Genomic DNA, 22153 nt, shown 5'->3' with positions numbered 1-22153 from the left:
TGCTTAGGCGCCTGAAGCGCGTGAGAGCCTGACTGTCATTGCCAACGCCAGCAAATGCCCCACGACGATCGACACACCGACAATCAAAGAACCGCGCAAGAGCATCAGTGCAATGATGGGAAAAGCGAAACGGAAAAGGTAAACTGAACTGAGTGACCTACTTCGGAACTCCTCGAGTCTATTCACAAGCGCAAGGAAGATGCACGAAACAGCAACCGTCCCAACGGCTCCAAAACCAAAATAACCCTCGGCAATTAGAGGTTCGGACAAATTAGAACTCCATAGGCCACGGTAGGCAGATAGAGAATCCATGAGATAGAAAGGAGTCGGCCGGAGCTTGTCGATCCAAATGGCACGGGGGACAAAAAACAGAATGCCGCTGAGCAAATTCGCTCCGTCGGCGATGCCGCTGTTTTGAACATGAAGTATGGTATGGCAAAGCATTGAAAATGCATCGTAGTCCATAGTCGAAAAGAAAGAATTATATTCGAAGCTTTGTTGAGAAGAATATATTGACCTAAAGACATGAAATAGAGGTGATGCAACCGTGCCAACAACGAGCGCGATCAGTAGAAACCTCGAACTCCAGGGTCGAATCCCCATCCAAAAGAAGACGCCGAAGAAGATCAAGACAGCCAACTGATATCTGGACAAGATGGTAACGTTGTTGAGAAGGAGTGACGCCGCTAGGGCGATGAGGAACAGGAATCTCCAGTGCGGAAGGCGCGCATGCCATGACAGCCGGAAGCCTACTAGTGAACTGTAAAAAGCAAATGGGAAAACGGTTCCTGTCAGCATAAGTCCAATGGATAGATCGAATCGCTCTGTAATCAATTGGGATGCAACGTCGCGCGAGCTGAACAAGCTCGTTCCGTAGACACTTATACCTAAAGATGATGCTGCCAAACTGGCGCACCAGAGCAGACCAAGCTTGCTCGGCGCCGTTACGCTCAGACTTGGCCGCTCCAATATCGGGGCCTGGCGCTTGACAACAAGAAATAACGCGCACAGCGCAGACCAACCGAGTGTTACTCCGAGAGCCGGATGAAGCACATCCAAGTTGTTTAATAGTGGATCAAATTGCCACCTTATCTGTTCTATTGGCGCGAAGACAAAGAATACAATGTTGAAATAGAAGATGGCCGTGTAGCTGAGACTGTTCCTGCGGACGGCCACCCCTACGGCAACAATGTTAAGCACAGCAGTCAACAGCAAGAGCAGCACGCTGGCATCATCCGTAATATTCTCCACGGTTAGCTGGAATAGATTCCAACCTGCGTATCCTCCCAGTGAGAGACCTTGAAGAAGATCCAAGTATCCGGGCGCGGCTATCCCACTAAGCTGACGACGGTTCAGCGTATGAGACAAGTCGATTTCTTTATTGGCGACCGGCATTCGCGCTCCGTAATTGGGCTGCAAGCTCATTGGGTACATCTATCCAACAAAGTCGATAAGCAGTACTCCCCAAGGATCCGCACCAGAGATAGCAGCAGGGGAAAGCTGCGTGGTTGCTGTTATGAGCCCAGAAGGACCGTCTACAAGGTAGCCAACTCGGTCGTCTAGGAAATAGGAATGCTGCACTGAATCCTTTGCCTCAAAAGTACATATTACATCCTGCTCCTTACCTTTGACGACCACTTTGCTTCCTGGACCAAATGCACCTTGATTGAAAACATAAAGCTGAACTTTCGTGATAAGCGCGCGCGCTGGGAAATTTCCAATCGGATTCGAATTCAAGTTGGATCTCAGAGGGCATGCCACGGTTCTTTGAGGCACGATAGCAGGGATCCCCATGCTCCATGTCAAAGTGCTATTCCAGGGCAAAGTCCATTGGCCGCCGACCACCCTTTCGGATCTACAATTGTGGAACGAAATAATGGGACAAAGAGAAGTACCTATGATAGCGGGGTCGAGCAGTATCATCTCGTCGCATGATCGGACGGCAAGATGTGTGCCCCCCGTATAGTCTGCAAGTATGCGCGGCGGAATACGCAGCGGATCCGTCAAATATCTGTACAGTTCTCGGAAAGAATTCGGATTCGAACCTGCGATTGCGCGGTACGAGTGCCGCCCTATGTGCGTGCAATCCTGCCACCGCAGCATAGCATGCCCTGCTGCTCCGATTTCTATTAGCGCTTCAATGTAGTCAGGAGACCTCCAAGGCGCCTGAGAGCCGAAATCCGCGTTGACAAAGCTAATTACACCATGAGGCCACTGAGACTGAAGTACAGGAGTGGAATCCGTTTGGATTTCGAACCGGGACCCGATGCAGAGAAAGTGACAAACTCCACGCGCGTGGGTAGTGCCTAACAACGCAAAAAGTGCACGGCCTCGCGTTTCCTTCCATCCACTGACGTCGCAGTCAGAGACTTTAATATGCCCGCCGCGCTTTGCACGAATCCATCCTCCGCCTCTGGTTGCCCAGAACTTGCAGTTATGGAACCAATAATTCAGGAGTTGATCGTTACCATCCAAGTCCAAGAAATAATCCCAACCTCCAGCAATTGTGCAGGCGGTCCACTTGTACTCGCTATTAGTATTGGTCCCCGTTAACTTAAACCCGGTGGACCATGATCCATTCCAAACAACATCTTCGCAGCGAACATCCTGAGCTTTTCCGGATGAAATACTTTCGTAGAAAACTGATACACCGTCGTTGCAAGCAAACAAAATGCCCGAAAGCCGAAGGAACAGGACCGCGTTATTATTGAACAAGAGCGACCCTGGTTGACTAGGTCGATAGTCAATCGCTGATATCCCCGGACCTAATCCTTCGTAGCACAATCCTAGAGTTGAAGTGGGCCAAGCTCGGTCAAGCAAAGCTTCGGGCCGCGTTATCAAATATGTCCCGGCCGGTATTTTGATTTTGACGGAGCCAAGTGGGTCAGTCGCCACTTGCGGCTCTCTCCTTGCCCTACGTTTTCCAAAGTCTCGCGCGTGCTCAAATGCAGCGGTATCATCTGTTCGACCGTCGCCCTTTGCACCAAACCAGCGAACGTCTATCTCACCTGAAGTGAACTCACGAACCCAGCGCCCCACCTTTTGATCATCATGCGAAACAACTATGGCGCCGTCGTCTAGCTGATCATCTTGAGGGCTCCAAAAAAACAATCCTCCTCCACCGTCCCCGGGCGAAAGGAACCCTTTGCAAAAGACCAATTCCTTTGCTGGAGCGGTAGACCGCAAATCTGCGACGGAATTTAGAATGACTAGCTTTTGATCAGGCGCTGCCTTCGCATCGCCGGCAATCGCCGGCATCAGTCCACCAAGCAATTGATGAAAGAAGCGACGTGATATCATTCCTCAGACCACGATGCTATTTCTGAGACACCGAGTATCGGAAAGTCTTCACACCTGTCATCGTACCTAAGATTGTGTCTACCCTACCGTACTGTTGGACGATAACGTCGTTGCATCTATCCGAACCATAATAGCAAACCTTGACTTTTATCGAGCGAGGGCAGTTGTTCTTGATACTAACGAGATGATCAAGCGTTTCTGGGTGAACAACGTGACCGCGGGCGGCAGCCTCCACATCCAAGCATGGTTTCCCCAGCGCATCTCTGATAACGCTAGTGCCGGACGCCTCCGCCGGCCCCTGTATCGTTAACCTTGAGGCTGTTGAGCTTCCCATCGATTGAGAGTGCACCGCGCCGCCGAGGGCAAACGCCGTCACACTCCATAACGAAAGATTCAACTTCAATAACTTCAACGCGAATGAGGTTATCGCCATGGCCTGTCATTCTCTTGTACACCCGGAATAGAGACCTTAGCACCGTCCTGCGAGACGCGCCGGGCCAACTTTTCGCGGCTTGCAATGTCCGCGCCAGACAAACCACTGAGCAGTTGGTCTCGATGCAACCAGCCGACCCGTTCTAAGTTGATTGCCGCGTCATCTATGAAATCTGCATCAACCATCTCCATAAACTCAGACACTACGGACTGCTGAAGGCTAGGCCGAAGAAAGCCAAAAGCAGAGAGAGCGACTCGATTACGACGCACCGCAATCCATCCCTCACGTGGACCTAACACATAGGACTGCTCTAGGCCCTTTAGATTCGAGAGATCGAATCCGATACGCACCGTCTTGAGCGAGTAGGAAAGAAACCAGAGGAATGGATCAGATGGGCTAATGGAAAGCGAACTACGTATCTTTTCATCAGCCGCTTGCAGCTCACTGTCTGGATTTTCCGAACTCCTACGCTGCACGACTTCTTCGGCTACTCGCAACGCAATTAGAGCCTCAGCCTGCAGATATTCGGGTTGCTCTATCGCGAGCCGCGGAGCAGCATTCAAGCGTGCCAACAGATCTGCCAGGACTCCGGGCCGAAACCGATCATCCGCAAGAATTCGTGCCGATACCTCACGAGTGGAGGCAGTCAATCGGAAAGGAAGCAGGACAGCAACTGACCAGAAGAAACAGAAAGTACCGAGCAGAGCAAATCCCGCACGCGCCAGAAGATTGCGGTTACTCGACATACCCATACCTAGCGTAATACTTCTGGTAATAATAGCGACCGTGATAAGACTCGTAGCGAGCCAGTGCCTTGGTGTCTGCCTTATTCAAAACGATGCCGAGCAACTTATTATGAATCTCTGGCGAACCGCGTAGGTTGTGCCTGACCACATCGATGCTGGTTTTGCCCCACTCCACAACGAACACATAGGAGTCGACGAAGGAGGAGGTGACGCGCACGTCCACCACCGGTGCCATTGGCGGCATGTCAAGAACAACGTAATCAAACTTTGACCGTAACTGCGTAACCAGCGCGTGCATAGCTTTCGAAGCCAGAATTTCGTTGGTGTGCAGAAGCTTCGAGGTGGTGCCCGCCGGCAGAATCGAGAGCTTGGTTTCGGGATCGACGACCAGCGCGTCCTCAAGTTGGACCTTCTGCGCGACAACATCAACGAGGCCGATCTTCCCATCCGGCACCAGCGCGCGCGACAGCGAGGGGTTACGCAGATCGGCATCGACCAGGATGACGCGGGCGCCGCCATGTGCCATGAGCTGGGCGAGGTTAGTTGAGAGCGTGCTCTTGCCCTCGTTCGGCAGGGTCGAGGTAGCCGCCAGCACGCGGTTCTCGCGCACGATCGAATTAAGGTCCACCGCCACCTTCACCGACCGCACGGCTTCCGAGAAGCGCGACAGCGGGCTGTCGACGACGTAGCGCAGCAAGTCGGGCTCGGGGTTGTTCTTCGCCGATAGCTTACCGCCGAGCGCTTTCCCGCCGAGCCTCGGCACGGTGGCGGTGCCGAGCGCCGGCAGAATCGCGATGCAGTTCGCGCCCAGGACGTCCTCAACCTGGCCAGTGGTGCGGAACACCTTGTCGGTGAGCTCGCGAGCCATCGCCGCGCCGAAGGCCAGTAAGAAGCCGCCGAGCAGGCTTGCCGCCAGGATGACCAGCGACTTCGGATAGCTCTTCTTCAGCGGCGTGGTCGCCGCGCTGATCACCCGCGCCTCGGTGATCGGGAACGACTGCTGCTGCACGCTCTCCATATAGCGCTGCAGGAAATTGTCATACATCGCCTGGTAGGACTGCGCGTTGCTCTCGAGCTCGCGGAGCTGCACCTGCGCCTGGTTGGTGAGCTGCGATTCCGAGACGACGTTAGCAAGGCTCGTTTTGATTGCCTCCTCGCGGGTCACCGCGATGTCGTAATCGCTCTTATAGGATTCCTGGATGCGTTTCAGCTCGTCCGTGATGTTCTTCTTGATCTCGGCCATCTGCCGGCGCAGGTTTACGGCCGCCAAGTGATCCGAACCGTATTTCAGCGCCCAGATCGATTCCTTCGAGGCCATGTCGACGTATTGCGCGCGGAGCTTGACGATGGTGTCGTTTTTCAGCGCGTCGGCGACGTTGGCGTCCGGAATGTCCTGCTTGAGGATATCGTTCATGCGATCGAGCCTCGCCTTTGCCTCGGCGGTGGCCGCATGCGCCATGACCAGCTGGCTGTTCACCTCGGCGAGCTGCTGTTCGTTCATCAGCCGTCCGCCGGTGTCGACGATGTTGTTGGCGGTCTTGAAATCCACCACCGCCTTCTGCGCCGCGGAAGCCTGGGTCCGCAGCTCCTTGATGCGGTCCTGCAGCCAGACGCTGGCGCGACGGGTGGCCTGGTACTTGGCCTCGAGGGAATCGACGATATAGGCATCCGCGATCGCATTGGCGATCTTCGCCGCCTTCTGCGGATCCTTCGAGGTGAAGCCGATCTCCATCACATAGGTGAGGCCAAGGCGCTTGATGGTGCGGTTCTTCTCGAATCGCTCCAGCGCCTTGCGGGTTTGCTCGAATTCGGACGACGCGTGCCCGTCGGAAAACAAGGCGGCGACGGCGCCAACGACCGTGCCGAGCAAGCCGCCGCCGACGCCCGTGAACTCGGGATCCTCGATCAGGTGCAAGTCGCGGATCACGGCGAGGCTGATGTTCTCGGATTTCAGGATCTCGACCTGGGTTTCCACCGTCGCGGAATCGACCGCGATGTCGCCGAGCACGGATTGCTGCTGGAACAGCTGCACCTTGCGGGTGTCGATCACCATCGAGGCGGTCGAGGTGAACTGCGGCGCGGCAGTGAAGAGGTAGAGCAGCGCCAGGATTACGCAGGCCGAAACGATCGCAATCATGGTCGGGAACTGGCGGCGGACGATCTCGAGATAGGAGGTGAGCGTCTGGGCCGGCGAGCTTTCAACCTCGGCGTAGTCGCGGTTGATCTCCGACGAAGGCCTATTCACCTGCAGCATTGTGCAATTCCTGAAATCGTCCAGCGACTGGCTCTGGAGGATGGCATTGGGGATGAGAAAGTCACGCGAGCAAAAGCACTCGAAAGAACCGGTAGTTGAGGGCGAATATAACACGCGGCGAAACGCGGCTGAACTCAATTGATGCAGCGCAGCGGTGTGCGCACATTATAATTTGTGCGGAAGCTTAACGGGCGAAACGCAAAACGGCGCCGCTAAGCGCCGTTCCGTCGTTGGTCGGTCCAGCTGGACCGCTCCTTGAAATCTCGTCCCCGCTCAGCGGCGCGGGCTGACGCTGTTGGTGGTGCCGCTGACGCCGGCGTTCGCGTGCGGCGTCACCGTCGTCGCATAGTGCAGGCCGCCGAAGGTGCCGAGGCTGCCGCCCTGTCCGCCGTTGGCGAAGCCGCCTCCGACCGGGCCGCCCGCGCCGGAGCCACCGCCGCCCGCGCCGCCGCCGGTCGCGGCGATCGCGACGTCGCCGGTCGCGGCCTGGTAGGCGGCGATCACGTCGGGGTTGCCGATGCCGGCGATCGCGGTCTGGATCTCATTGGCGAAAGCCGCATCGCTCTGCGCAGCCATGCGGGCGACCTGGGCGAGGCCGCCGACGATCGCGCGCATCTGGTCCTTGGTGGTCGCGGGATCCTTCAGAAGCGCGATCAGGCCCGGGAGCGTGGTCGGATCGGAGGCGCCGAGGTCGCGCACGCGCGAGATCAGCTGCGGGCCGCCGGTCGGATATTGCTGCAAGAGGCTGTTGGGCGAGGCCTTGAACTCGGAAATGATTTGGGCCGGCAGCTGGCGCTGCGGCGGATAAACGGCGGCGCTTGCGGCTGAGGTGATCGTCGCGGCGAGGGCCGCGGCGGCAGCCATGCGAAGCGCAATCTTGATAACGCTCATAAATAGACCTCCAAAAAATCAGCTGCCCCGATTTGCTTCCTCGGCCCGGGCAATGGCTGTGCAGTTGCGGAACCTATCCGAAGAGAAATGGACTGTCCACTTATTCTAAAGACTTCGTAAACAGCGCAACTGCTTCAAATCTAGACACTTTTATGAAGCTGAGGCATTCGCCGCGCGGTTGTGTCGGCGGTTGAGGCGTGGCCCACGCCTCGCCCGCCGGTAGCGACGGCATCGCTTGCGGAGCGGCCCTCCCGGGTCGAGAAGGACTGCGCCAGGCCCGCGCCGAAAAGCGCAAAGAATGGAATGCTGTAGCCGGGCACCTGGAGCGTGAAGTCGAGGCACGAATGCAGCAGCGACAGCGTGGCGGTGGCCGCGGCCGTCAGCGGGATGATGGCGTCGCGCCGTCGCCCGAACACGCCCTTGGCCAGAACCAGCAGCATGATCGCCCAGGCGAGCGCAACCAGGAGCGCCATGGGAATGCCCACCTCGGAGGCAAGCTCCAGCGGCGTCGAATGCGCGGCATCCCAGATGCCGCGAATCGAGATGTTGGGACTGCGATAGGGCGGGAAGGCCCATTGGAAGGTGCCCATGCCGGTGCCGAACCAGGGATTATCCGCGATGATTCGCAGCGTGGATTTCCAGGCCTCGATGCGGCCCTCGTCGACCAGGCCCTGGCTGTCGAACCGGCTCGAGACGCGGCCGCCCAGGAGCTGCAAGAGGCCGAGCGCGACGGCAAGGCCCGAGCCGAGCGAGATCCAGATGCCGGTGCGTCGCGGCAGGTCTTTGCGGAGGAACAGCGTGAACGCGACGATCATCGCGAGCAGCGACAGGCCGACGCCGGCGCGCGATCCCGTCATGAACATCGCCATCAGGCAGATCAGCAGGCAGCCAAGCTGCGGCAGGATTTGCTTTGGCGGGATCGTGCGCAGATCGAGCGACAGGCGTCTCCATTCGATATGCCGCTCCGGCAAGCGGCGGCGGACATCTTCCAGGATCAGCAGCATCCAGATCACCGCGCAGGAGCCGAAATAGGCCGCCGCCGTGTTGCGGTTGATGAAGGTGCCGGTGACGCTGCCGAGATAGGCCGTCTTGTCCCGCCACAGGATCATGGTCGGCTCGATCAGGAACGAGAGCACGCCGTAGAGCGCGTAAGCCGCGCCCGAGATCGCGATCACCCACAGCATGCGGCGCGCGCGCTCGCGATCGGCGCCGACGGTGATGCCGAGGACGATGGCGAGGATGTTGGCGAGCGGCGCGCCGAGCGCGAAGAACGCCTCGTTCTTCACGATCGAAGCGGACGGGGCGATCGGCACGCCCAGCAGATCCGACGCCTGCTTCCAGATCGGCTGGAATGGCGCGAGGAAGGGATGATCTGACAGCTGCTCATGCAGCACGAACGCGTAAGCGGCGACGATCACGGCGATGCCGGCGAGCAGCCCTAGATGCGGCCTTCGCAGCTCGCGCGTCGGCGCAAACATCACCGCGATTCCCAAGCACAGGCACCAGAACGCGATCGAGAGATCGTTGGTCGAGCCGAACGGAAACGGCGCGCCGGCGACCACGAAGAACAGGATGAAGGTCGCGGGCAAGCTCCACGACCAACGAATCCTGGACCAGCTTATGTTGGGAGGCCAAAGGCGCATCGTCGTTCTGGAGCGAGCTTTGCTTTAGCTTCTAGAGGAAGCAATCAATCGGATAGATCTTCAGATCAACGTTGAGGCGGCTGTTCCGGGTCTGCGCCCGGAAGGCGTAGAATAGCCCAAGACTGTCACTCCCCGGCTCGAGTTTTATTCCAGGGGTTAATTCATCCGGTGGGACCAAAAGGCCGATGTGCCGGTTGATGGCGGAAATCTCGATCCGCCCCTCCCCCTCGGCAAAATGGCCGCCGAGCTGGGTCACGGTGACCTTGGGCAGGCCCCGGCGCTGATGGCAGACATCCTCCTCCCAGAGCTTGGTCTGTTGGACCACCGGCTTGCCCGAGCCATCGGGGACGACGATATTCGGGAAAGACGGGCGCAGCATCCCGAAGAACCGGCTCTCTTTGGAGTTCGCCGACAGCCGGACCGTGAAGGAGAGCTCGCCCTTGGCTCCGCGCAGGCGCGACAAGATCGGCGCATCAGGTTCGGCGGAGACTATCACGTCGATGCGATGGCGAACGCCGAGCTCCCCTGCAGCAGCAACGGCCTGCCCGAACGGTCCAAGTCCGACGGCAGCAGGGACGAGAGCCAGAAGACGCCAGAATGCTCGAAAACGCATGAAGCCCCTTGCAACACTGCGGGATGACCGATGAACGGCGCGTCGTGCTCAGTGGCGCCTTGATCCAAATCCCGAACTCGTAGCCGCAGCAGAACCGCTTCGGTTGCTAAACGAAAATGGCACCGGGACAAAGCCCCGGTGCCATTGGTTTTGGTCGATCAAGTCGGCGTCTTACGGCGCCGTCTTGATGTTGTTGCGGAAGATCAGGGCGTCGTTGGAGAGGTTCACGGCATCGCTGCCGGTCGCCATGATCACGCGCAGGTAGTTCAGGAACTTGGCAACTTCGACGTTGCGCGAGTTCGAGACGTAGATGATGTCCTGGTTCTTCATCATGACCTTGGTGGCGAGGAAGAAGCCACCCGGATCGCGGAAATTGACCGCGAAGATGACCGGGATCGTCTCCGACGTGTACTTGCTCACGTCGATGCCGAGCTGGGCGGCAACCTCGCGCGGCTCGCGACGGTAGAGATACACGGCAGCCGGATCGGCCTGGGCATCCAAGAGACCTCCGGCCTTGCCGACGGCTTCGCCGAGGTTGATGCGCCAGGCATCGAAATTGAACTCGCCGCTTTGGCCGCTGGCGCCGAACGCCAGGAACTTCTGCTGCTCGCGATAGACATAGATGCTGTCGTCGGGGCGAACATAGATGTTGTTCTCAGGCGTCATCACGAGATTTTCGAACGGCACGGTAGCCCGCCGTCCGGCACGCTCCAGCATGACCCAGGTCTCGAAGCCCTGACCCTTGATACCGCCGGCGCGGGTGATCGCGTCGAGCACGCGATCCTTCGCACCCGCCGCGCTCGCCGGATAACGCGCCGGCGAGTTGACTTCGCCGAGCACGCTGATGAGCTGGGTCCGCTGCGAGGCCATCGCAACCACAACCTGCGGCTCGATGGCGCGGTTGGATATCTTTTCAACGATGGCTCGCTGAATCTGAACCGCTGTGAGGCCCGCCGCCTTGACCTGACCGGCATAGGGCACGGTGATGAAGCCGTCATTGTCGACCGATTGATCCGGGATCGTCACGAAGTTACCCGGACGGACGCCGGCTTCCGCCGGGATGAACAGACCACCGGCGGCAGCTTCGAAGATGGTAACGCTGACGACGTCGCCGATGCCGAACACGATGCTGGCCGGCGGCCGCTTGTCCGTGAAGGCCCCGGCGAGCCCCTTGGGCTCATGGGTGTGCAGAATCTTCACCGTAGCCGGATTGATCGGCACCAGCTCATAGGCCGGCGCATTTTCGGTCTGGATCTTATTGTTGACGTCATCCGTCAGCGGGCCCGAACCTGGATTGGTCGAACACGCTCCGAGCGCTAAAGCGGCCGCCAGAAATGCCGGCTTGAATACATAAGTTTTGGCAAAGGAATGCATGAATCGCGCCCCAAGAGACCCCAATTACCGTCGATTGGTACGGCGGCGCGGGCGGTGCGACAAGGGTTCCCTGGTGGTTAACGGTGCGATCAGTCGGCTACTGTTGCGTGCGAGCCACTCTTTGGGGCTTAGTTTAACCCTTTGTGACTATTTGTTGTATTTCGTGTGCCCGGTCGGCGAGCAAAACGCCCAAGTCAAGGGCGCGGTGTGGCGAGCGCGACGCGTCTTGACCTTGCCGGCGTCTGCTACGGCTGGGTCTGTTAAGAGTAGGACCCCGTGTCTGGCCTCCTTCTGATCCCGCTGCTGGCAGGTTCCCTCCTTGGCGCCGCTGATCGCCCATTGGACGGTACAATACCTTGCGCTGAGAGCGCCCGATCCACCTGCCACGGCCCGGCTGTTGTCGAGGTCGCCACCTCCGCCTCCTCCTCCGTCTGGAAATTCAGCCGGACCCAAGGGACGAAGGACGGCGAGAGCTTCGCCGCCATCATGAAGACGGCGGACACCAGCCAGTCCGACCCGGACTTCGCCGGCCTGATCGTCCGTTGCGCGCCGAAGGGCAAGATCGACGTGCTGGTGGCCTTGATCCGGCCTTTCCCGCCGCGGAGCCATCCTAAAGTCACGATCGCCGCGGCCGGCGGCGGCACCTTGACCTTTGATGCCAGCATGGCGGCCGCGGGGGCCGCAGTGCTGTTGCCCGACGAGGTCTCCGCCTTTGCCGCCGGAAACTGGCAGACGACCCCCTCACTGTCCGTTGTCGTCAAGGAAGGCGACAGCGAGATCAAAGGTGCGGTGGCCCTAAATGGACTGCGGGAGGCCTATCATTCGCTGCTGGCAAATTGCAGCCAATAGGCCAAATTTAGCCATACAACTTAAGGGTCTTTTTAGGGGGGGAACCTAGGGTCCGGAGCACAGAGAGTGTTTCGGATGACCGCGTTTTTGATTTTCAGCTTTCTCGTAGGTGCCGTGCTGGGCCAACGCTTTCGCGTCCTGGTGCTCCTGCCGTTGACCTTCGTCATGGTGCTCGCCGCGATTCCGGTCGGCTTGATGGTCGATCTCACCGTGGTTGAGAGCCTGAAAGACGTGGTGTTCGCCGCCATCGCCCTCCAGGGCGGCTACCTCTTTGGGTCAGGAGCGCGCTTTGGCCTTGCTGCCGCGCGTACCACCCGCGTATTCACCCGCCCGGTCAAAACTGTCCGCTGACGACGCCGGATTGACGCGGCGATGAACCTTTCGCGCGCGCGCGAAAGGTGAAGACCGAGCTGTTGTCCTGACAGAGCTCTGTTTGAAAACCCATCGCCCGCTTGTATGGTGACCTGACCGTTTCAGGATTCCCTTCGAGCGCGCCGTTTGTCCTTCGCTTATTTTGCCCTCATCGTTTCAATCGTCTCAGCTTCCGCTCTCGAAATTGCCGGCGCCAGGGTCGGTGCGCAGCTCGGGACGATGGCCGCAGCGCTGAGCTTGCTGGCGGCCGCTTCGGCCGCGCGGAAGGCCGACTACGACCACTATGTGCGCGCGGCCGCCTGGGGCCGGTGGATCCTGCTCGCCATTCCGCTGTGCATCGCCGCCCAACTCGTCCCTCTTCCGCTGAGCTGGGCGCATCCGATCTGGGCCAGCGCTCACGACGTCCTCGGTGGCCTGTCGCTCGGGCCGATCACGGCCGATACCGGCTTGACGGTGAACGCGCTGCTGCTGGCACTCGCGGCGATCTCGTTGCTCGGCGTCACCATCTTGGTGGTCCGCAACCGCGGCCGTGCCGAGCTGGTTCTTTTCGTGCTCAGCGGAGTGACCGCGGTCTCCGCCTTGACCTTGGACTTGCATCGGCTGTCGCCGGCCGTTGCGGCAGCCGCGCCCGCTGACTTCACCACGACTTTGGCCGGCTTCGGCCTCATGCTCAATTTAGCGGTCATGCAGCTCGCTGCTGAACGGGCCGAAACGCATCACTCGGTCCTTCGCTCGATCGCGATCGGCCTTTGCGGCCTTGTCGGGACCCTGGTCTGCGCGGCCGCGATCTTTGGGTTTTCCGGAACGAACAGCGCGATCGCAGCGGCCTTTGGCGTTGTGCTGATCCTGCTGATCCTCGTCATCCGGAGGCTCGACCTCTCGCCATTGGCCGCGGGCGCATTGTCGGCAGCAGCTCTGATCGGCGCGACCATCGTCCTGACCTTCCTCTTCGAGAAGAGTTCTGGGCCGGTCCTCATGCGGCTCGTCCCGAACTTGGGGACCGAGACCAAGGCCGCCCTCGAGCGGATGTTGGCCGACACACGCTGGTTCGGCGCGGGCGCAGGAAGCTTTTCGGCCGTCGCTAAGATCTATCAGAGCGAGGCTGGCACGACTTTGACCGCGCCCTCGGCGGCCATCGCCGTCTTTGCGGACACGGGATGGATCGGCTTGACCGCCATGATGGCGGTAAGCCTGATCGCTCTGGTGCGCCTGTTCTTCGGCGCGCTCCAGCGCGGACGCGACTCGTTCTTCCCAGCGGCGACCGCGGCCTGCGTTCTCTTTGCACTCGTCCAGAGCTTCGCCGGTCCGGGACTGCTGCGCCCGGCAGCAATCCTGTGTCTTTCGGTGATCGTGGGACTGGGGCTGTCGCAGAGCGTCAGCCAATCCTCATCACGATAGAGCGCCGGTCATCAGACGGCGCGATCGCCGAGTGACGCCCAGTAGTTCGGGTTCTTGGGTGATTGGATGCGGACCCAGCGATCGGGACTGCTGCGCCCGGCAGCAATCCTGTGTCTTTCGGTGATCGTGGGACTGGGGCTGTCGCAGAGCGTCAGCCAATCCTCATCACGATAGAGCGCCGGTCATCAGACGGCGCGATCGCCGAGTGACGCCCAGTAGTTCGGGTTCTTGGGTGATTGGATGCGGACCCAGCGATAGGGCTTCTTCGACCACGGCAGGATGTGACCGGAGAGATTGTCCAGCACGAGATCGCCGGAGAAGGTGCGCACCACGACCACGAGATGATGCTCGCCCCAGGTGGTCACGACCTCGCTGAGCAGCACCGAGCGCGCCGGAAAGCCCTTGGCGATCAAATCGTGGCGTTTTGTCACAGCGTAGTCGTTGCAGTCGCCGCTCGCCGGATGCAGCAGCCATTTCTCGCCGCGCAGCCCCTCCAGGTTGGCCTCGGGACGGATCGCGCCGTTGATCCGTTGGTTGATCTCTTGCATCTGCGCCAGCCGCTCCGGCGTGAGCTTCAGACGGCCGCCCCTGAACACGACCTGCTGCGGCCGCGGCCTGCACTCGTCCTTGTACTTCAGGCAAAAGAGCGTGAATGCCATCGGCGCCAGCGTCGGCTGGTCGAACTTGATGTACTGGATAGCACCGCGCAGCCCCAAGGGCGCGCCGACGAAGGCGGCTTCCGCTCTCTGCTGCAACCCCGCAGCAACGACGATTGCGGCCACGGCCGCCAGGAACTTTACAACTTTGCGCATGTCGCGCTCCCCTTCTTGTAGGAAAGGACGCTACGCGAGACCTCTTGAAATACGGCTCAAAGGCCACGCGATCCTTTAATCAAAATGCGGGCGCGTTGGTTGCAAACAATTAAGAATATCGATGTGTGACTGGTTCTGCTAAGAGCGGTCACGATGATCCGCTCGTGACGCTAGAAGCGATTCGACCGACCTGATGGGCCTTTCCTCACGCTTTCGAAAGAAGACCAAGCCTCGGCTTCCCGACGGCGTTCGCGTCTATGCGATCGGCGACGTGCATGGCCGCGCCGATTTGCTTCAATCGCTGTTAACCGTGATCGACGCCGATCTTGCCCGCTCGGCTCCCCAACGAGCCATTCAGGTCTTTCTCGGCGACTATGTCGACCGCGGCCCGGACTCGCGCGCCGTTCTTGATCTCTTGATCGCGCGCTCGAAATCACACGAGACGGTCTGCCTCAAGGGCAACCACGAAGTCTTCCTGCTCGAGGTCCTCAAGGACCCCACCCGCTTGCAGGAGTGGCGCCACTATGGCGGCCTCCTGACCCTGGTCTCCTATGGCATCAGGCCGACCATGAATCCGTCCGCAGAGCAGCAGGTCGAGCTGATCGATGAATTGAAGCGCGCGCTCCCGCCCGAGCATCTCGCCTTCCTCCAGCAATTGCCCTCCTCCTTCACCTGCGGCGATTTCTTTTTCGTCCACGCCGGCGTCAAGCCGGGCATCGCGCTCGATCGCCAAAAGGATGAGGATCTGCTCTGGATCCGCGAGGAATTTCTGGCCTCCGAGGAGCGCTTCGGCAAATATATCGTTCACGGTCACACGCCGGTCAGCGCGCCCGATATTCGACCAAACCGCATCAATATCGACACCGGCGCCTACGCGACCGGCAACTTGACGCTGTTGACGATCCAAGGCGATAGTCTGCTCGCAATTTAAGAGTTGAATGTCGGACCCGTCGTCGGCTCGCGCTCAAGGCCTCGTCAATTCCACCATGAATCGCATGATCCTGCTTCGCGTCATCGGCATCTTGACCGCAATCGTGCTGGCGCTTCACGCCGGCATGACGTTCTACGGCGATCTCATACGACCGAACTTTCGCGCCAGCGACTTGTTCTCGGGCGAGATTCCGCCCGACAAGGCCAAGCTGGCGGCCGCCGGCGGCCTTGCATCCTTTTCATGGGATGGCGAGATGCTTGCGAATTACGCGGCGGCGATGGCCGCTGACTTTCTTCATCGCCCCTCCACCGACGCGGGCAGCAGGGCCAGCGAGAACAAGGCAGCTCAAGGTGCCGTCGTGGCTGCCTTGAAACTATCACCGATCAGGCCCGCGCTATGGCTCACGCTCGGCACGCTACAGGCCCAGGCCGGCGAGGCGGTAACGCCTGCGGTGAAGATGTCTTACTTGACCGGGTCGGTGCCGATCGACGTTGCCTTCTCTCGCGTCCAAATCGTGACGTCGGGCGCGGCCGCGACCGATGAAGAGATCAAGCTCCTGGCGCAGTCCGACATCCGGTCGGCGCTGGCCAATCGCTCTCGTTACGAGCCACTGCTGATCGCGGCCTACGTGCAGGCGACTCCGCAAGGCAAGTCGCTGCTGCTGGAGACCACGAAAGTGGCCGACCCCAAATTCAACGAGATTATGCGGCGATACTGAACCCGGACGAGCTTCGTTGCCATCGCTCCTGGGGCTGCAGCGAATTCGTCAGCGCACCGATTTCGGGTTGACCGGCACAAAGTCGTGATCGCGGCGCGGTTGCTCGGATCGCCCCTGGTAGACGAACATGCCTTTCTTGGTCGCGACGATGTCGCCTCGTTGCAGACTGTCGTCGTTGAGGAGACGTTCGGTCGCGACAAGGTCCGGATCTTCCGGAATCGGCTTGTAGAGCTCTGGATGCTCGCGCCGCTCACGCGAGACCTCCTTGGCTCGGCGCCGCGCGTCCTCGATCCGCTGCCGCCATTCGTCGCGCGTAACTTCCGGCTCGCTTGGCGGAAGATAGTCGTTGATCGAGGGCTCCGGTTCGGTCTGAGCGAGACACAAGGACGGACAGGCAAGACCAAGGCCGAGCACGCCGGCAACAATGATGACCGCCTGAGGCAGCTTCCCAAACCGCTTTTCACAGTGGCCACGTCGACCCGTTCGCACGCTGATGACTCCAGGCAGAGCGACAAGGACGACCATTGGCCAATTTCCTCATCTCCAGCTTTTCAATCTATACCTTTGCCGATTGCAAGAAAGCCCATTCGCCGGGCACCCTTTCCATTTTAGCTCCCGGGGATTTCAGCACCTGGGGGCGTTCGGGGACCATCCCATCAAAAAATTGAAAAACAACCCCATGCACAGTAGCCGACACCAGTCGGATCAATTGGTTACGCCTTTTCCGAAATTCGGGTTGACTCGTCGGGCAAAACAGGGGCAGGATGGCATGGTCCGGAGAGAGGCCGACCGGATGATTGATGTACCCGAGATCCGCGGCATTTGATCGGCTTAAGGGCCAACGGCTCTGTTCTAAGACCTCGTTAGGTCATTGATGTTTAACTTTGGCATGCACTCGTGGAGTTGCCCGAGAATGCGTGCAAGACCGTTATTGCTGCTAAGTACTGCCGTCGCGGCTTCCTTCATGTCTGGCCTGACGGCGCACGCCAGTCCCGTCTGCATCAAGGAGCGGACGCCTTTTGCCTTTTCGGAAGATTCAGTGAGATGGACGATATCGATCGCGCCTGGGGCGGACTGCATCCAGGGCCTGCGTTTGTCGTATATGCAGATCTTCAACGTCTCAGTCGTGAGCGGACCATCATGGGGACAATTGGCAGTGGTCGGGTCCGGCTTCCGCTATTCGGCAGGAACCGAAACGCCTGGCACCGACAAGTTCACGCTGCTGATCTCGGGCAGCAATCGCCATCATCGCGGGACATCGACCCTGGAGGTCGAGGTAAATCCGCAATAGCTTGTCTCACGACGCCACCGAAAGATGGCCGGCGCGGCTAATAACGACTCGACCCACTGCCCCGGGTTCTGTTCCCGTGATAGGGGCGGGCGTGTCCGCCCCTCGTCAACGGGGGCTCGATTCGGCTCGGAATATTTGGCGTCGCCGTGGAGGGCGACGGCTGCGACGGATTGACGATGATCACGTTGCGATTGGGCGTCGACGGATCGCTGACGCCCTGGGCCGAGGCGCCGGCAGGCACGACAAGCGCGAATGTGATCAAGACTAATCGTTTCATGAGCGACATCTCCCGATCAAGAACGTCAGGGAGGCGAACACCGTTCCTTCACGGCTGCTTGCGTTGCCTTCACCGAGGCACGGCAATCAGCTTGCCATCCCGCCAGACGCCTTGGGCCGCCCTTCCGGCAGGAAGGCTCCCCGTCACATTTCGGACAGCGGTAGGCCGCGATGCGGCCTGGCTGGTCTGCGCCTTTTTCGTAGGCGTTGTGATGATGCTGGAGCTGGTGGTGTTGGCCTGATCCTTGACCCCTTGCGCCGAAGCGGGCTGAACCAGGAAGGCCAAAAACGTAATTGCTGTCAAAATGCCGCGCATCATCAAACACCGGAAAGAGGAGCTGGGCGAAATGTCACAGGTTTTTGCCCAAAAGCAAGCTCTTCGAGACGATCGCGGCGGACCTTTGAAGGATCCACCAGAGCGATCCACCGCGGCCAAGGGATCCGGGGTGAAAAAGCCTAGCGAAACAGCTGTATCCGGGGTAGTTGATCGGCCTTGATGACCGAGCCCGGCGACACTGCAGCCAACGCGGACGAGATCAAGGCTGGACTTGTCCGCCTGTTATCAGGGCGGATCCGCGAAATCTCCGACGACCCCCGGCAGATGCGGGACGTCGTTTACGAACTGGCCCGCATCAAGCTGCTGGAACAATTCAACCACGCCGATGCGCGGGAGGCGCGAGCGCTCCAGCAAGTGCTCGAACGCGCCATCCAGGAGGTCGAACGGTCCTTTGAGCGAAGCGAGCCGTCCTCACCGGCAAAGGCTGCCGGCACTGTCGTGGCGAATTCTCGGCCGGACAACGCCCCTGCTCCGCCGCCCATTCCGACGCCGCCGGCTCTGGCTTCACCAGCCCCTTCGACGGCCGCGGAAACGCCACGCGGACCAGCGGCACCGTCAAGATCGCTGGACCAGCTCAAACGGAGCGGCGCCTTCAAATCTCTCGTTCGATTGACCGCCATGCTCCTGCTCATTGCGGGCGCCGGGGCCGCGGCTGCCTATTGGCTACATCTGAGGACACAAGTGACCGCATTGCCACAGGTGGCGCTGCCGTCCGCGCGCTCACCGGAAACCTCGGGCCCTCAGCCGACCGCCATCCCGACTCCCTCGGTGGGTGAACCCGCTGAACGGACGCCGGATAGCGCAAAGGAGCCGGCGCAAGCTGCACAACCGTCGATGCCTTTGCCGACGACGTTCGGCGTCTACGCCTTGAGCGAGGGCCAGCTCCATGAGCTCAAGCCGGTGCCCGGAAAGATTCCGGACCGGCGCGTCGCGATCTCGGCAGCCATCAACACGCCGAGCGCAACCACATTGATGGGCGGCGACGTCAGATTCATCGTGTTCAGGCCCGACGGGGGTGTCGATGCAAGCGGGACCGAAGTTCGGGTGGTCGCGAAAGTCTCCCGGGCGATGGGCGTCGACGCCACCGGGAAAGCCGCCATGGTCAGCGCCGGCGATTCCTGGGTCATCCGCAGCATGTCGTACCCCTACAAGGTAGGTCCGGTCGAAGACCAGTCGAGAATGCTGTTGCTCCAACCAGAGCAAGACGGCTTTACGCTCGCCCCCGGCCGCTACGTCGTGGTGGTCAAGGGCATGGGCTACGACTTCACGGTCGCCGGAACGGTCACTGATCCCAATCAATGCGTCGAACGCATCAATGCGGCGAACGGCGCGTTCTACTCGCCCTGTCCGCCGCCCCGACGCTAAAGCGCGATGAGATTAGGATGTATCGTCATCGCGCTTTAGGTTGTTGTTTGAGCATGATCTTTTCGGAAAACCGCTGCGCACTTTTCCGGATCATGCTTTAGAGCATGATCGGTTCTGATTGTATCAGAACCGAAGCTCTAGATTCTTGTTTTGACGCGTTTTCTTCACGCGAACCGGTATCCACTTCGCTCGAAAACGCTCCGGCCGTAGCCACCCTGTCCTTATTTCGCCGGCTTGTTGTCCTTTGGCGCGTCCGCCGGCATGTCGTCGACCTTGCCATTGTTGGCAACGCATTTTTGGAAGTATTCGCGCTTATCCTTGGCCGTTCCCTTAGTGCTCCCGGCCGCGGGGTTGCCGATCTGTCTGGGCGGAAAGGCCTTAGCCATCGCCGCATCGCATGCGCGGGCCACTTCCGCCGTGATGGCCGAAGCCGTCGCCGGCGCGGCCAGCGTCAAAGCGCATGCCAATCCAACCAACGTCCTCAAATTCTTGACTGGCACCTCTTCGCTCCTTCAATCCATGAATGGCCGCCGAACCATATCAAAAAGGGTCGAAGCGCCCAACGGCAAAGCAGCGCCGAATTGTCACGCGGCCGACCTTGCTCGGCGCAGGGCTACTGCATTTGTGAGTGTTTCCCTGCGGCCATCCTTCGAGACGCCCGCTTTACGCGGGCTCCTCAGGATGAGGACGGAGTGCGCGGCAGCAGTTTCAACGGGCACCGACGCCGATTAGCCTCATCCTGAGGAGACCGCTGGGAGCGGTCGTCTCGAAGGACGAGGCGCGCGCTCAGGCCGCCGCCAAGATCATATCCGATTGCCCTGCTACTCGGCGGGACATTGCGCGTGACAAAGCCGTGAAATCCGCGCGTCGCGGCGCATCGCGATGCGGAGCATCGTCCAGTGCAATCCGGGTGAGGGGCCGCGGCAGACAATGAAACTGTAACCCCTCGCCCGGATCGCATCTTTGATGCAATCCGACCTCTCCCTACGGGAGAGGGTGCCCTCCTCGGCTCGCACCGATTCAACCAAAGCTCAACTCGCTTTAGCTGTCGAGCTGCGGCGGCTTGAAATCCGGAAAGCGCGTGAGCATTGCGGTCTTGACGAACTTCAAGTGCGCGATGGCGCTTGCCAATTCCTTGAGCCGTCGCTGGCCATTCGAGATGTCGGCCGCAAAGAGATCCTGATGATAATTGTCGAGCGGCTCACGCTCGAGATATTCATCGGTGCCGTTTCCGAAGGTGACGGATGCACGTGCGAGGGCATCGTCAACACGCCGGTTGAGGCCGGCCTGCTCCCTCTCCGCCTCCTGCAATGCTGTTTCGATCGCCGCCAGGACGGCACCGATCCGCGCGCGGTCGGTCTCTGCATCACGCTCGACGGAGCGGGCTTTAAAACCTTTGTCCTCACGGCGGGAGCCGAGAAGATTGTGTGCGCGCGCTCTCAGGAACAGCTGAAACATTTGGGCCATCCCACATTCGAGATTTAGGCGGCTACCATCGGTCAGACATAGTTAACAAAGCTTAAATCCTGCGCCCGCTCCGCCTGGCTTTGTGCGATCCACGCCCGCCAAGCCCCTTCGTGCTTGGAATAGAGCTCAAGCCAGCGAACTTCGTCCGCCGCAACGGCTCCGTCGTTCACGCAAATCTCGGACGCGAATTGCGCTGTCTCGTTCGATGAAAGATCCAGCGCTTCGAACTCCACCGTCTCTTCCAAAGAAAGGCCGATCAGGACGCGATGCCCTTGGGCGTCGACGAAATACCTGCGGGGCGCGTTGTGCCTTTGATCAATCATTCGAATGGCCCTCATTCATGATCCAAGGCCGCGGAAGATCTTTCAACCGCCGATCAAAGGTACGAACAAAAGCGATCAAAATAAGGACGCACGTCGCGCCCAGCAACGCAATCAAATACGCCATCTACGCCCACCCATGCGGGCCCCGAAAAAATCGAGGCGGCTAAACTCTCGCAATGAACCGATACGTTTTAGGTTGCCTTTCCGAAGCTCTCAAGGACCGCACCACGTTAACCTAACCGCACATGGTTATCCGACCTTGCCGCGAGGCAAGATCAACTTCCGCCTGAAACATCGCGCCCATGGTTCTGCATTACGATGGATGCTCGCTTTGTTTCACTCCCATCGATGCCGGCGTGTAGGGCGCATAGAGGCGATATCGTGCTGATCGCTTGCGCGAGCGCCACGCCCGCACACCATAGCCACAGCCAAAGCCAGCTGCAAAAATCGAAATCAAAACCAGAATCGCAAGCATTTGGAATGTTCCCAATTTTTCGGAACGCTCCTCCCGGTACATTTCAAACGTGATGTTGCGACGACTTCAAGGTCATCGGCGCTGAAACTTTTGTCAGACGATCATGAAGTTTGTGCAACGTGGTGCTCGAAGTTTGGTCGTCGCGCGAAACCCTGGCGGCAGGAGAGGATGACGAAATCTCTCATTGTTCGAGAGCGATATCCAGCCGACGATGTTAACCCCTGTTCACCTCGGCAAGCAGCCTGAAGCCACGAGCGCGCTGGTGGTCGAGCGCGTCTGTCCTCT

The 22153-nt window shown here is 59.6% G+C and carries 21 protein-coding genes; 7 read left to right on the top strand and 14 right to left on the bottom strand.

The window, feature by feature from the left end:
• Positions 1-3 precede the first annotated feature (3 nt).
• The 8 genes from BLV07_RS11295 to BLV07_RS11265 all read right to left on the bottom strand — a co-directional run bounded on the left by BLV07_RS11295 (position 4) and on the right by BLV07_RS11265 (position 11254).
• Entirely contained in the window at positions 4-1395 is a 1392-nt protein-coding gene (locus BLV07_RS11295) for a hypothetical protein (protein WP_143035382.1), read from the bottom strand.
• A 39-nt stretch (positions 1396-1434) separates the two neighbouring features.
• Positions 1435-3258: a putative phage tail protein gene (locus tag BLV07_RS50310; RefSeq protein WP_210187794.1), complete on the bottom strand. Its 1824-nt coding sequence runs from the start codon at positions 3256-3258 to the stop codon at positions 1435-1437.
• A gap of 465 nt (positions 3259-3723) precedes the next feature.
• A complete protein-coding gene (locus tag BLV07_RS11290; protein WP_143035380.1) occupies positions 3724-4479 on the bottom strand; it encodes a hypothetical protein in 756 nt (251 codons plus the stop codon).
• Positions 4469-6733 carry a polysaccharide biosynthesis tyrosine autokinase gene (locus BLV07_RS11285; RefSeq protein WP_091884489.1) on the bottom strand — a complete coding sequence of 755 codons (2265 nt, stop codon included), beginning with the start codon at positions 6731-6733 and terminating at the stop codon, positions 4469-4471. Before BLV07_RS11285 ends, BLV07_RS11290 begins: the two co-directional genes overlap by 11 nt.
• A gap of 273 nt (positions 6734-7006) precedes the next feature.
• Positions 7007-7624: a hypothetical protein gene (locus tag BLV07_RS11280; RefSeq protein WP_091884484.1), complete on the bottom strand. Its 618-nt coding sequence runs from the start codon at positions 7622-7624 to the stop codon at positions 7007-7009.
• A gap of 140 nt (positions 7625-7764) precedes the next feature.
• A complete protein-coding gene (locus BLV07_RS11275; RefSeq protein ID WP_244551061.1) occupies positions 7765-9213 on the bottom strand; it encodes an O-antigen ligase family protein in 1449 nt (482 codons plus the stop codon).
• Between the two features lie 85 nt (positions 9214-9298).
• Entirely contained in the window at positions 9299-9730 is a 432-nt protein-coding gene (locus BLV07_RS11270) for a hypothetical protein (RefSeq protein ID WP_244551060.1), read from the bottom strand.
• Between the two features lie 321 nt (positions 9731-10051).
• Positions 10052-11254, bottom strand: coding sequence for a polysaccharide biosynthesis/export family protein (locus BLV07_RS11265; RefSeq protein WP_091884474.1), 1203 nt, complete (start codon positions 11252-11254; stop codon positions 10052-10054).
• Positions 11255-11740: 486 nt separating this feature from the next.
• On the opposite strand from BLV07_RS11265, the gene BLV07_RS11260 reads away from it, so the two are divergent.
• From BLV07_RS11260 to BLV07_RS11250, 3 genes are all read left to right on the top strand, one after another.
• Positions 11741-12103: a hypothetical protein gene (locus tag BLV07_RS11260; protein ID WP_244551059.1), complete on the top strand. Its 363-nt coding sequence runs from the start codon at positions 11741-11743 to the stop codon at positions 12101-12103.
• 75 nt (positions 12104-12178) lie between these two features.
• Positions 12179-12454 (top strand): hypothetical protein, encoded by a 276-nt coding sequence (locus tag BLV07_RS11255; protein WP_091884470.1) that lies wholly within the window; start codon positions 12179-12181, stop codon positions 12452-12454.
• A 147-nt stretch (positions 12455-12601) separates the two neighbouring features.
• Positions 12602-13873 (top strand): hypothetical protein, encoded by a 1272-nt coding sequence (locus tag BLV07_RS11250; protein WP_091884466.1) that lies wholly within the window; start codon positions 12602-12604, stop codon positions 13871-13873.
• Between the two features lie 185 nt (positions 13874-14058).
• Here the strand turns inward: BLV07_RS11250 and BLV07_RS11245 are convergent, their stop codons facing one another.
• Positions 14059-14685 (bottom strand): transglutaminase-like cysteine peptidase, encoded by a 627-nt coding sequence (locus BLV07_RS11245; RefSeq protein ID WP_091884461.1) that lies wholly within the window; start codon positions 14683-14685, stop codon positions 14059-14061.
• Positions 14686-14878: 193 nt separating this feature from the next.
• Here BLV07_RS11245 and BLV07_RS11240 point away from each other — a divergent pair, with 193 nt between their 5' ends.
• A complete protein-coding gene (locus BLV07_RS11240; RefSeq protein WP_091884456.1) occupies positions 14879-15616 on the top strand; it encodes a metallophosphoesterase family protein in 738 nt (245 codons plus the stop codon).
• Between the two features lie 7 nt (positions 15617-15623).
• Complete coding sequence (locus BLV07_RS11235) at positions 15624-16334, top strand: hypothetical protein (protein ID WP_244551058.1); 711 nt, start codon at positions 15624-15626, stop codon at positions 16332-16334.
• A 48-nt stretch (positions 16335-16382) separates the two neighbouring features.
• On the opposite strand, the gene BLV07_RS11230 is transcribed toward BLV07_RS11235, so the two are convergent.
• Positions 16383-16859 (bottom strand): hypothetical protein, encoded by a 477-nt coding sequence (locus tag BLV07_RS11230; RefSeq protein WP_244551057.1) that lies wholly within the window; start codon positions 16857-16859, stop codon positions 16383-16385.
• Between the two features lie 514 nt (positions 16860-17373).
• On the opposite strand from BLV07_RS11230, the gene BLV07_RS11225 reads away from it, so the two are divergent.
• On the top strand, positions 17374-17625 hold the full coding sequence (locus tag BLV07_RS11225; RefSeq protein ID WP_244551056.1) for a hypothetical protein: 252 nt from the start codon (positions 17374-17376) through the stop codon (positions 17623-17625).
• Positions 17626-18397: 772 nt separating this feature from the next.
• The gene (locus BLV07_RS11215) at positions 18398-19603 is read left to right on the top strand and encodes a hypothetical protein (RefSeq protein ID WP_091884447.1); all 1206 of its coding nucleotides are present in this window, start codon (positions 18398-18400) and stop codon (positions 19601-19603) included.
• 221 nt (positions 19604-19824) lie between these two features.
• Here the strand turns inward: BLV07_RS11215 and BLV07_RS11210 are convergent, their stop codons facing one another.
• The 4 genes from BLV07_RS11210 to BLV07_RS47465 form a co-directional block, all read right to left on the bottom strand.
• Complete coding sequence (locus tag BLV07_RS11210) at positions 19825-20103, bottom strand: hypothetical protein (protein WP_244551055.1); 279 nt, start codon at positions 20101-20103, stop codon at positions 19825-19827.
• 541 nt (positions 20104-20644) lie between these two features.
• Positions 20645-21061, bottom strand: a complete 417-nt coding sequence (locus BLV07_RS11205) for a hypothetical protein (RefSeq protein WP_091884443.1) — start codon at positions 21059-21061, stop codon at positions 20645-20647.
• 41 nt (positions 21062-21102) lie between these two features.
• A complete protein-coding gene (locus BLV07_RS11200; RefSeq protein WP_091884711.1) occupies positions 21103-21393 on the bottom strand; it encodes a hypothetical protein in 291 nt (96 codons plus the stop codon).
• 313 nt (positions 21394-21706) lie between these two features.
• Positions 21707-21868 (bottom strand): hypothetical protein, encoded by a 162-nt coding sequence (locus BLV07_RS47465; RefSeq protein WP_176945474.1) that lies wholly within the window; start codon positions 21866-21868, stop codon positions 21707-21709.
• Positions 21869-22153 lie beyond the last annotated feature (285 nt).

The sequence above is a fragment of the Bradyrhizobium sp. Rc2d genome (assembly GCF_900099855.1).
Taxonomy (GTDB): domain Bacteria; phylum Pseudomonadota; class Alphaproteobacteria; order Rhizobiales; family Xanthobacteraceae; genus Bradyrhizobium.
Note: the sequence above shows the minus strand (reverse complement) of the source record. Positions and strands in the feature narration are given on the sequence as shown.

Excerpts from the sequence above, each read along its gene's own strand:
- BLV07_RS11230 (WP_244551057.1), bottom strand. The coding sequence starts at position 16,859 with ATGGTCGTCCTTGTCGCTCTGCCTGGAGTCATCAGCGTGCGAACGGGT.
- BLV07_RS11265 (WP_091884474.1), bottom strand. The coding sequence starts at position 11,254 with ATGCATTCCTTTGCCAAAACTTATGTATTCAAGCCGGCATTTCTGGCG.
- BLV07_RS11245 (WP_091884461.1), bottom strand. The coding sequence starts at position 14,685 with ATGCGCAAAGTTGTAAAGTTCCTGGCGGCCGTGGCCGCAATCGTCGTT.
- BLV07_RS11240 (WP_091884456.1), top strand. The coding sequence starts at position 14,879 with ATGGGCCTTTCCTCACGCTTTCGAAAGAAGACCAAGCCTCGGCTTCCC.
- BLV07_RS11280 (WP_091884484.1), bottom strand. The coding sequence starts at position 7,624 with ATGAGCGTTATCAAGATTGCGCTTCGCATGGCTGCCGCCGCGGCCCTC.
- BLV07_RS11290 (WP_143035380.1), bottom strand. The coding sequence starts at position 4,479 with ATGTCGAGTAACCGCAATCTTCTGGCGCGTGCGGGATTTGCTCTGCTC.
- BLV07_RS11285 (WP_091884489.1), bottom strand. The coding sequence starts at position 6,733 with ATGCTGCAGGTGAATAGGCCTTCGTCGGAGATCAACCGCGACTACGCC.
- BLV07_RS11255 (WP_091884470.1), top strand. The coding sequence starts at position 12,179 with ATGACCGCGTTTTTGATTTTCAGCTTTCTCGTAGGTGCCGTGCTGGGC.
- BLV07_RS11215 (WP_091884447.1), top strand. The coding sequence starts at position 18,398 with ATGACCGAGCCCGGCGACACTGCAGCCAACGCGGACGAGATCAAGGCT.
- BLV07_RS11295 (WP_143035382.1), bottom strand. The coding sequence starts at position 1,395 with ATGCCGGTCGCCAATAAAGAAATCGACTTGTCTCATACGCTGAACCGT.
- BLV07_RS11200 (WP_091884711.1), bottom strand. The coding sequence starts at position 21,393 with ATGATTGATCAAAGGCACAACGCGCCCCGCAGGTATTTCGTCGACGCC.
- BLV07_RS11205 (WP_091884443.1), bottom strand. The coding sequence starts at position 21,061 with ATGTTTCAGCTGTTCCTGAGAGCGCGCGCACACAATCTTCTCGGCTCC.
- BLV07_RS11235 (WP_244551058.1), top strand. The coding sequence starts at position 15,624 with ATGTCGGACCCGTCGTCGGCTCGCGCTCAAGGCCTCGTCAATTCCACC.
- BLV07_RS11260 (WP_244551059.1), top strand. The coding sequence starts at position 11,741 with ATGAAGACGGCGGACACCAGCCAGTCCGACCCGGACTTCGCCGGCCTG.
- BLV07_RS50310 (WP_210187794.1), bottom strand. The coding sequence starts at position 3,258 with ATGCCGGCGATTGCCGGCGATGCGAAGGCAGCGCCTGATCAAAAGCTA.
- BLV07_RS47465 (WP_176945474.1), bottom strand. The coding sequence starts at position 21,868 with ATGCTTGCGATTCTGGTTTTGATTTCGATTTTTGCAGCTGGCTTTGGC.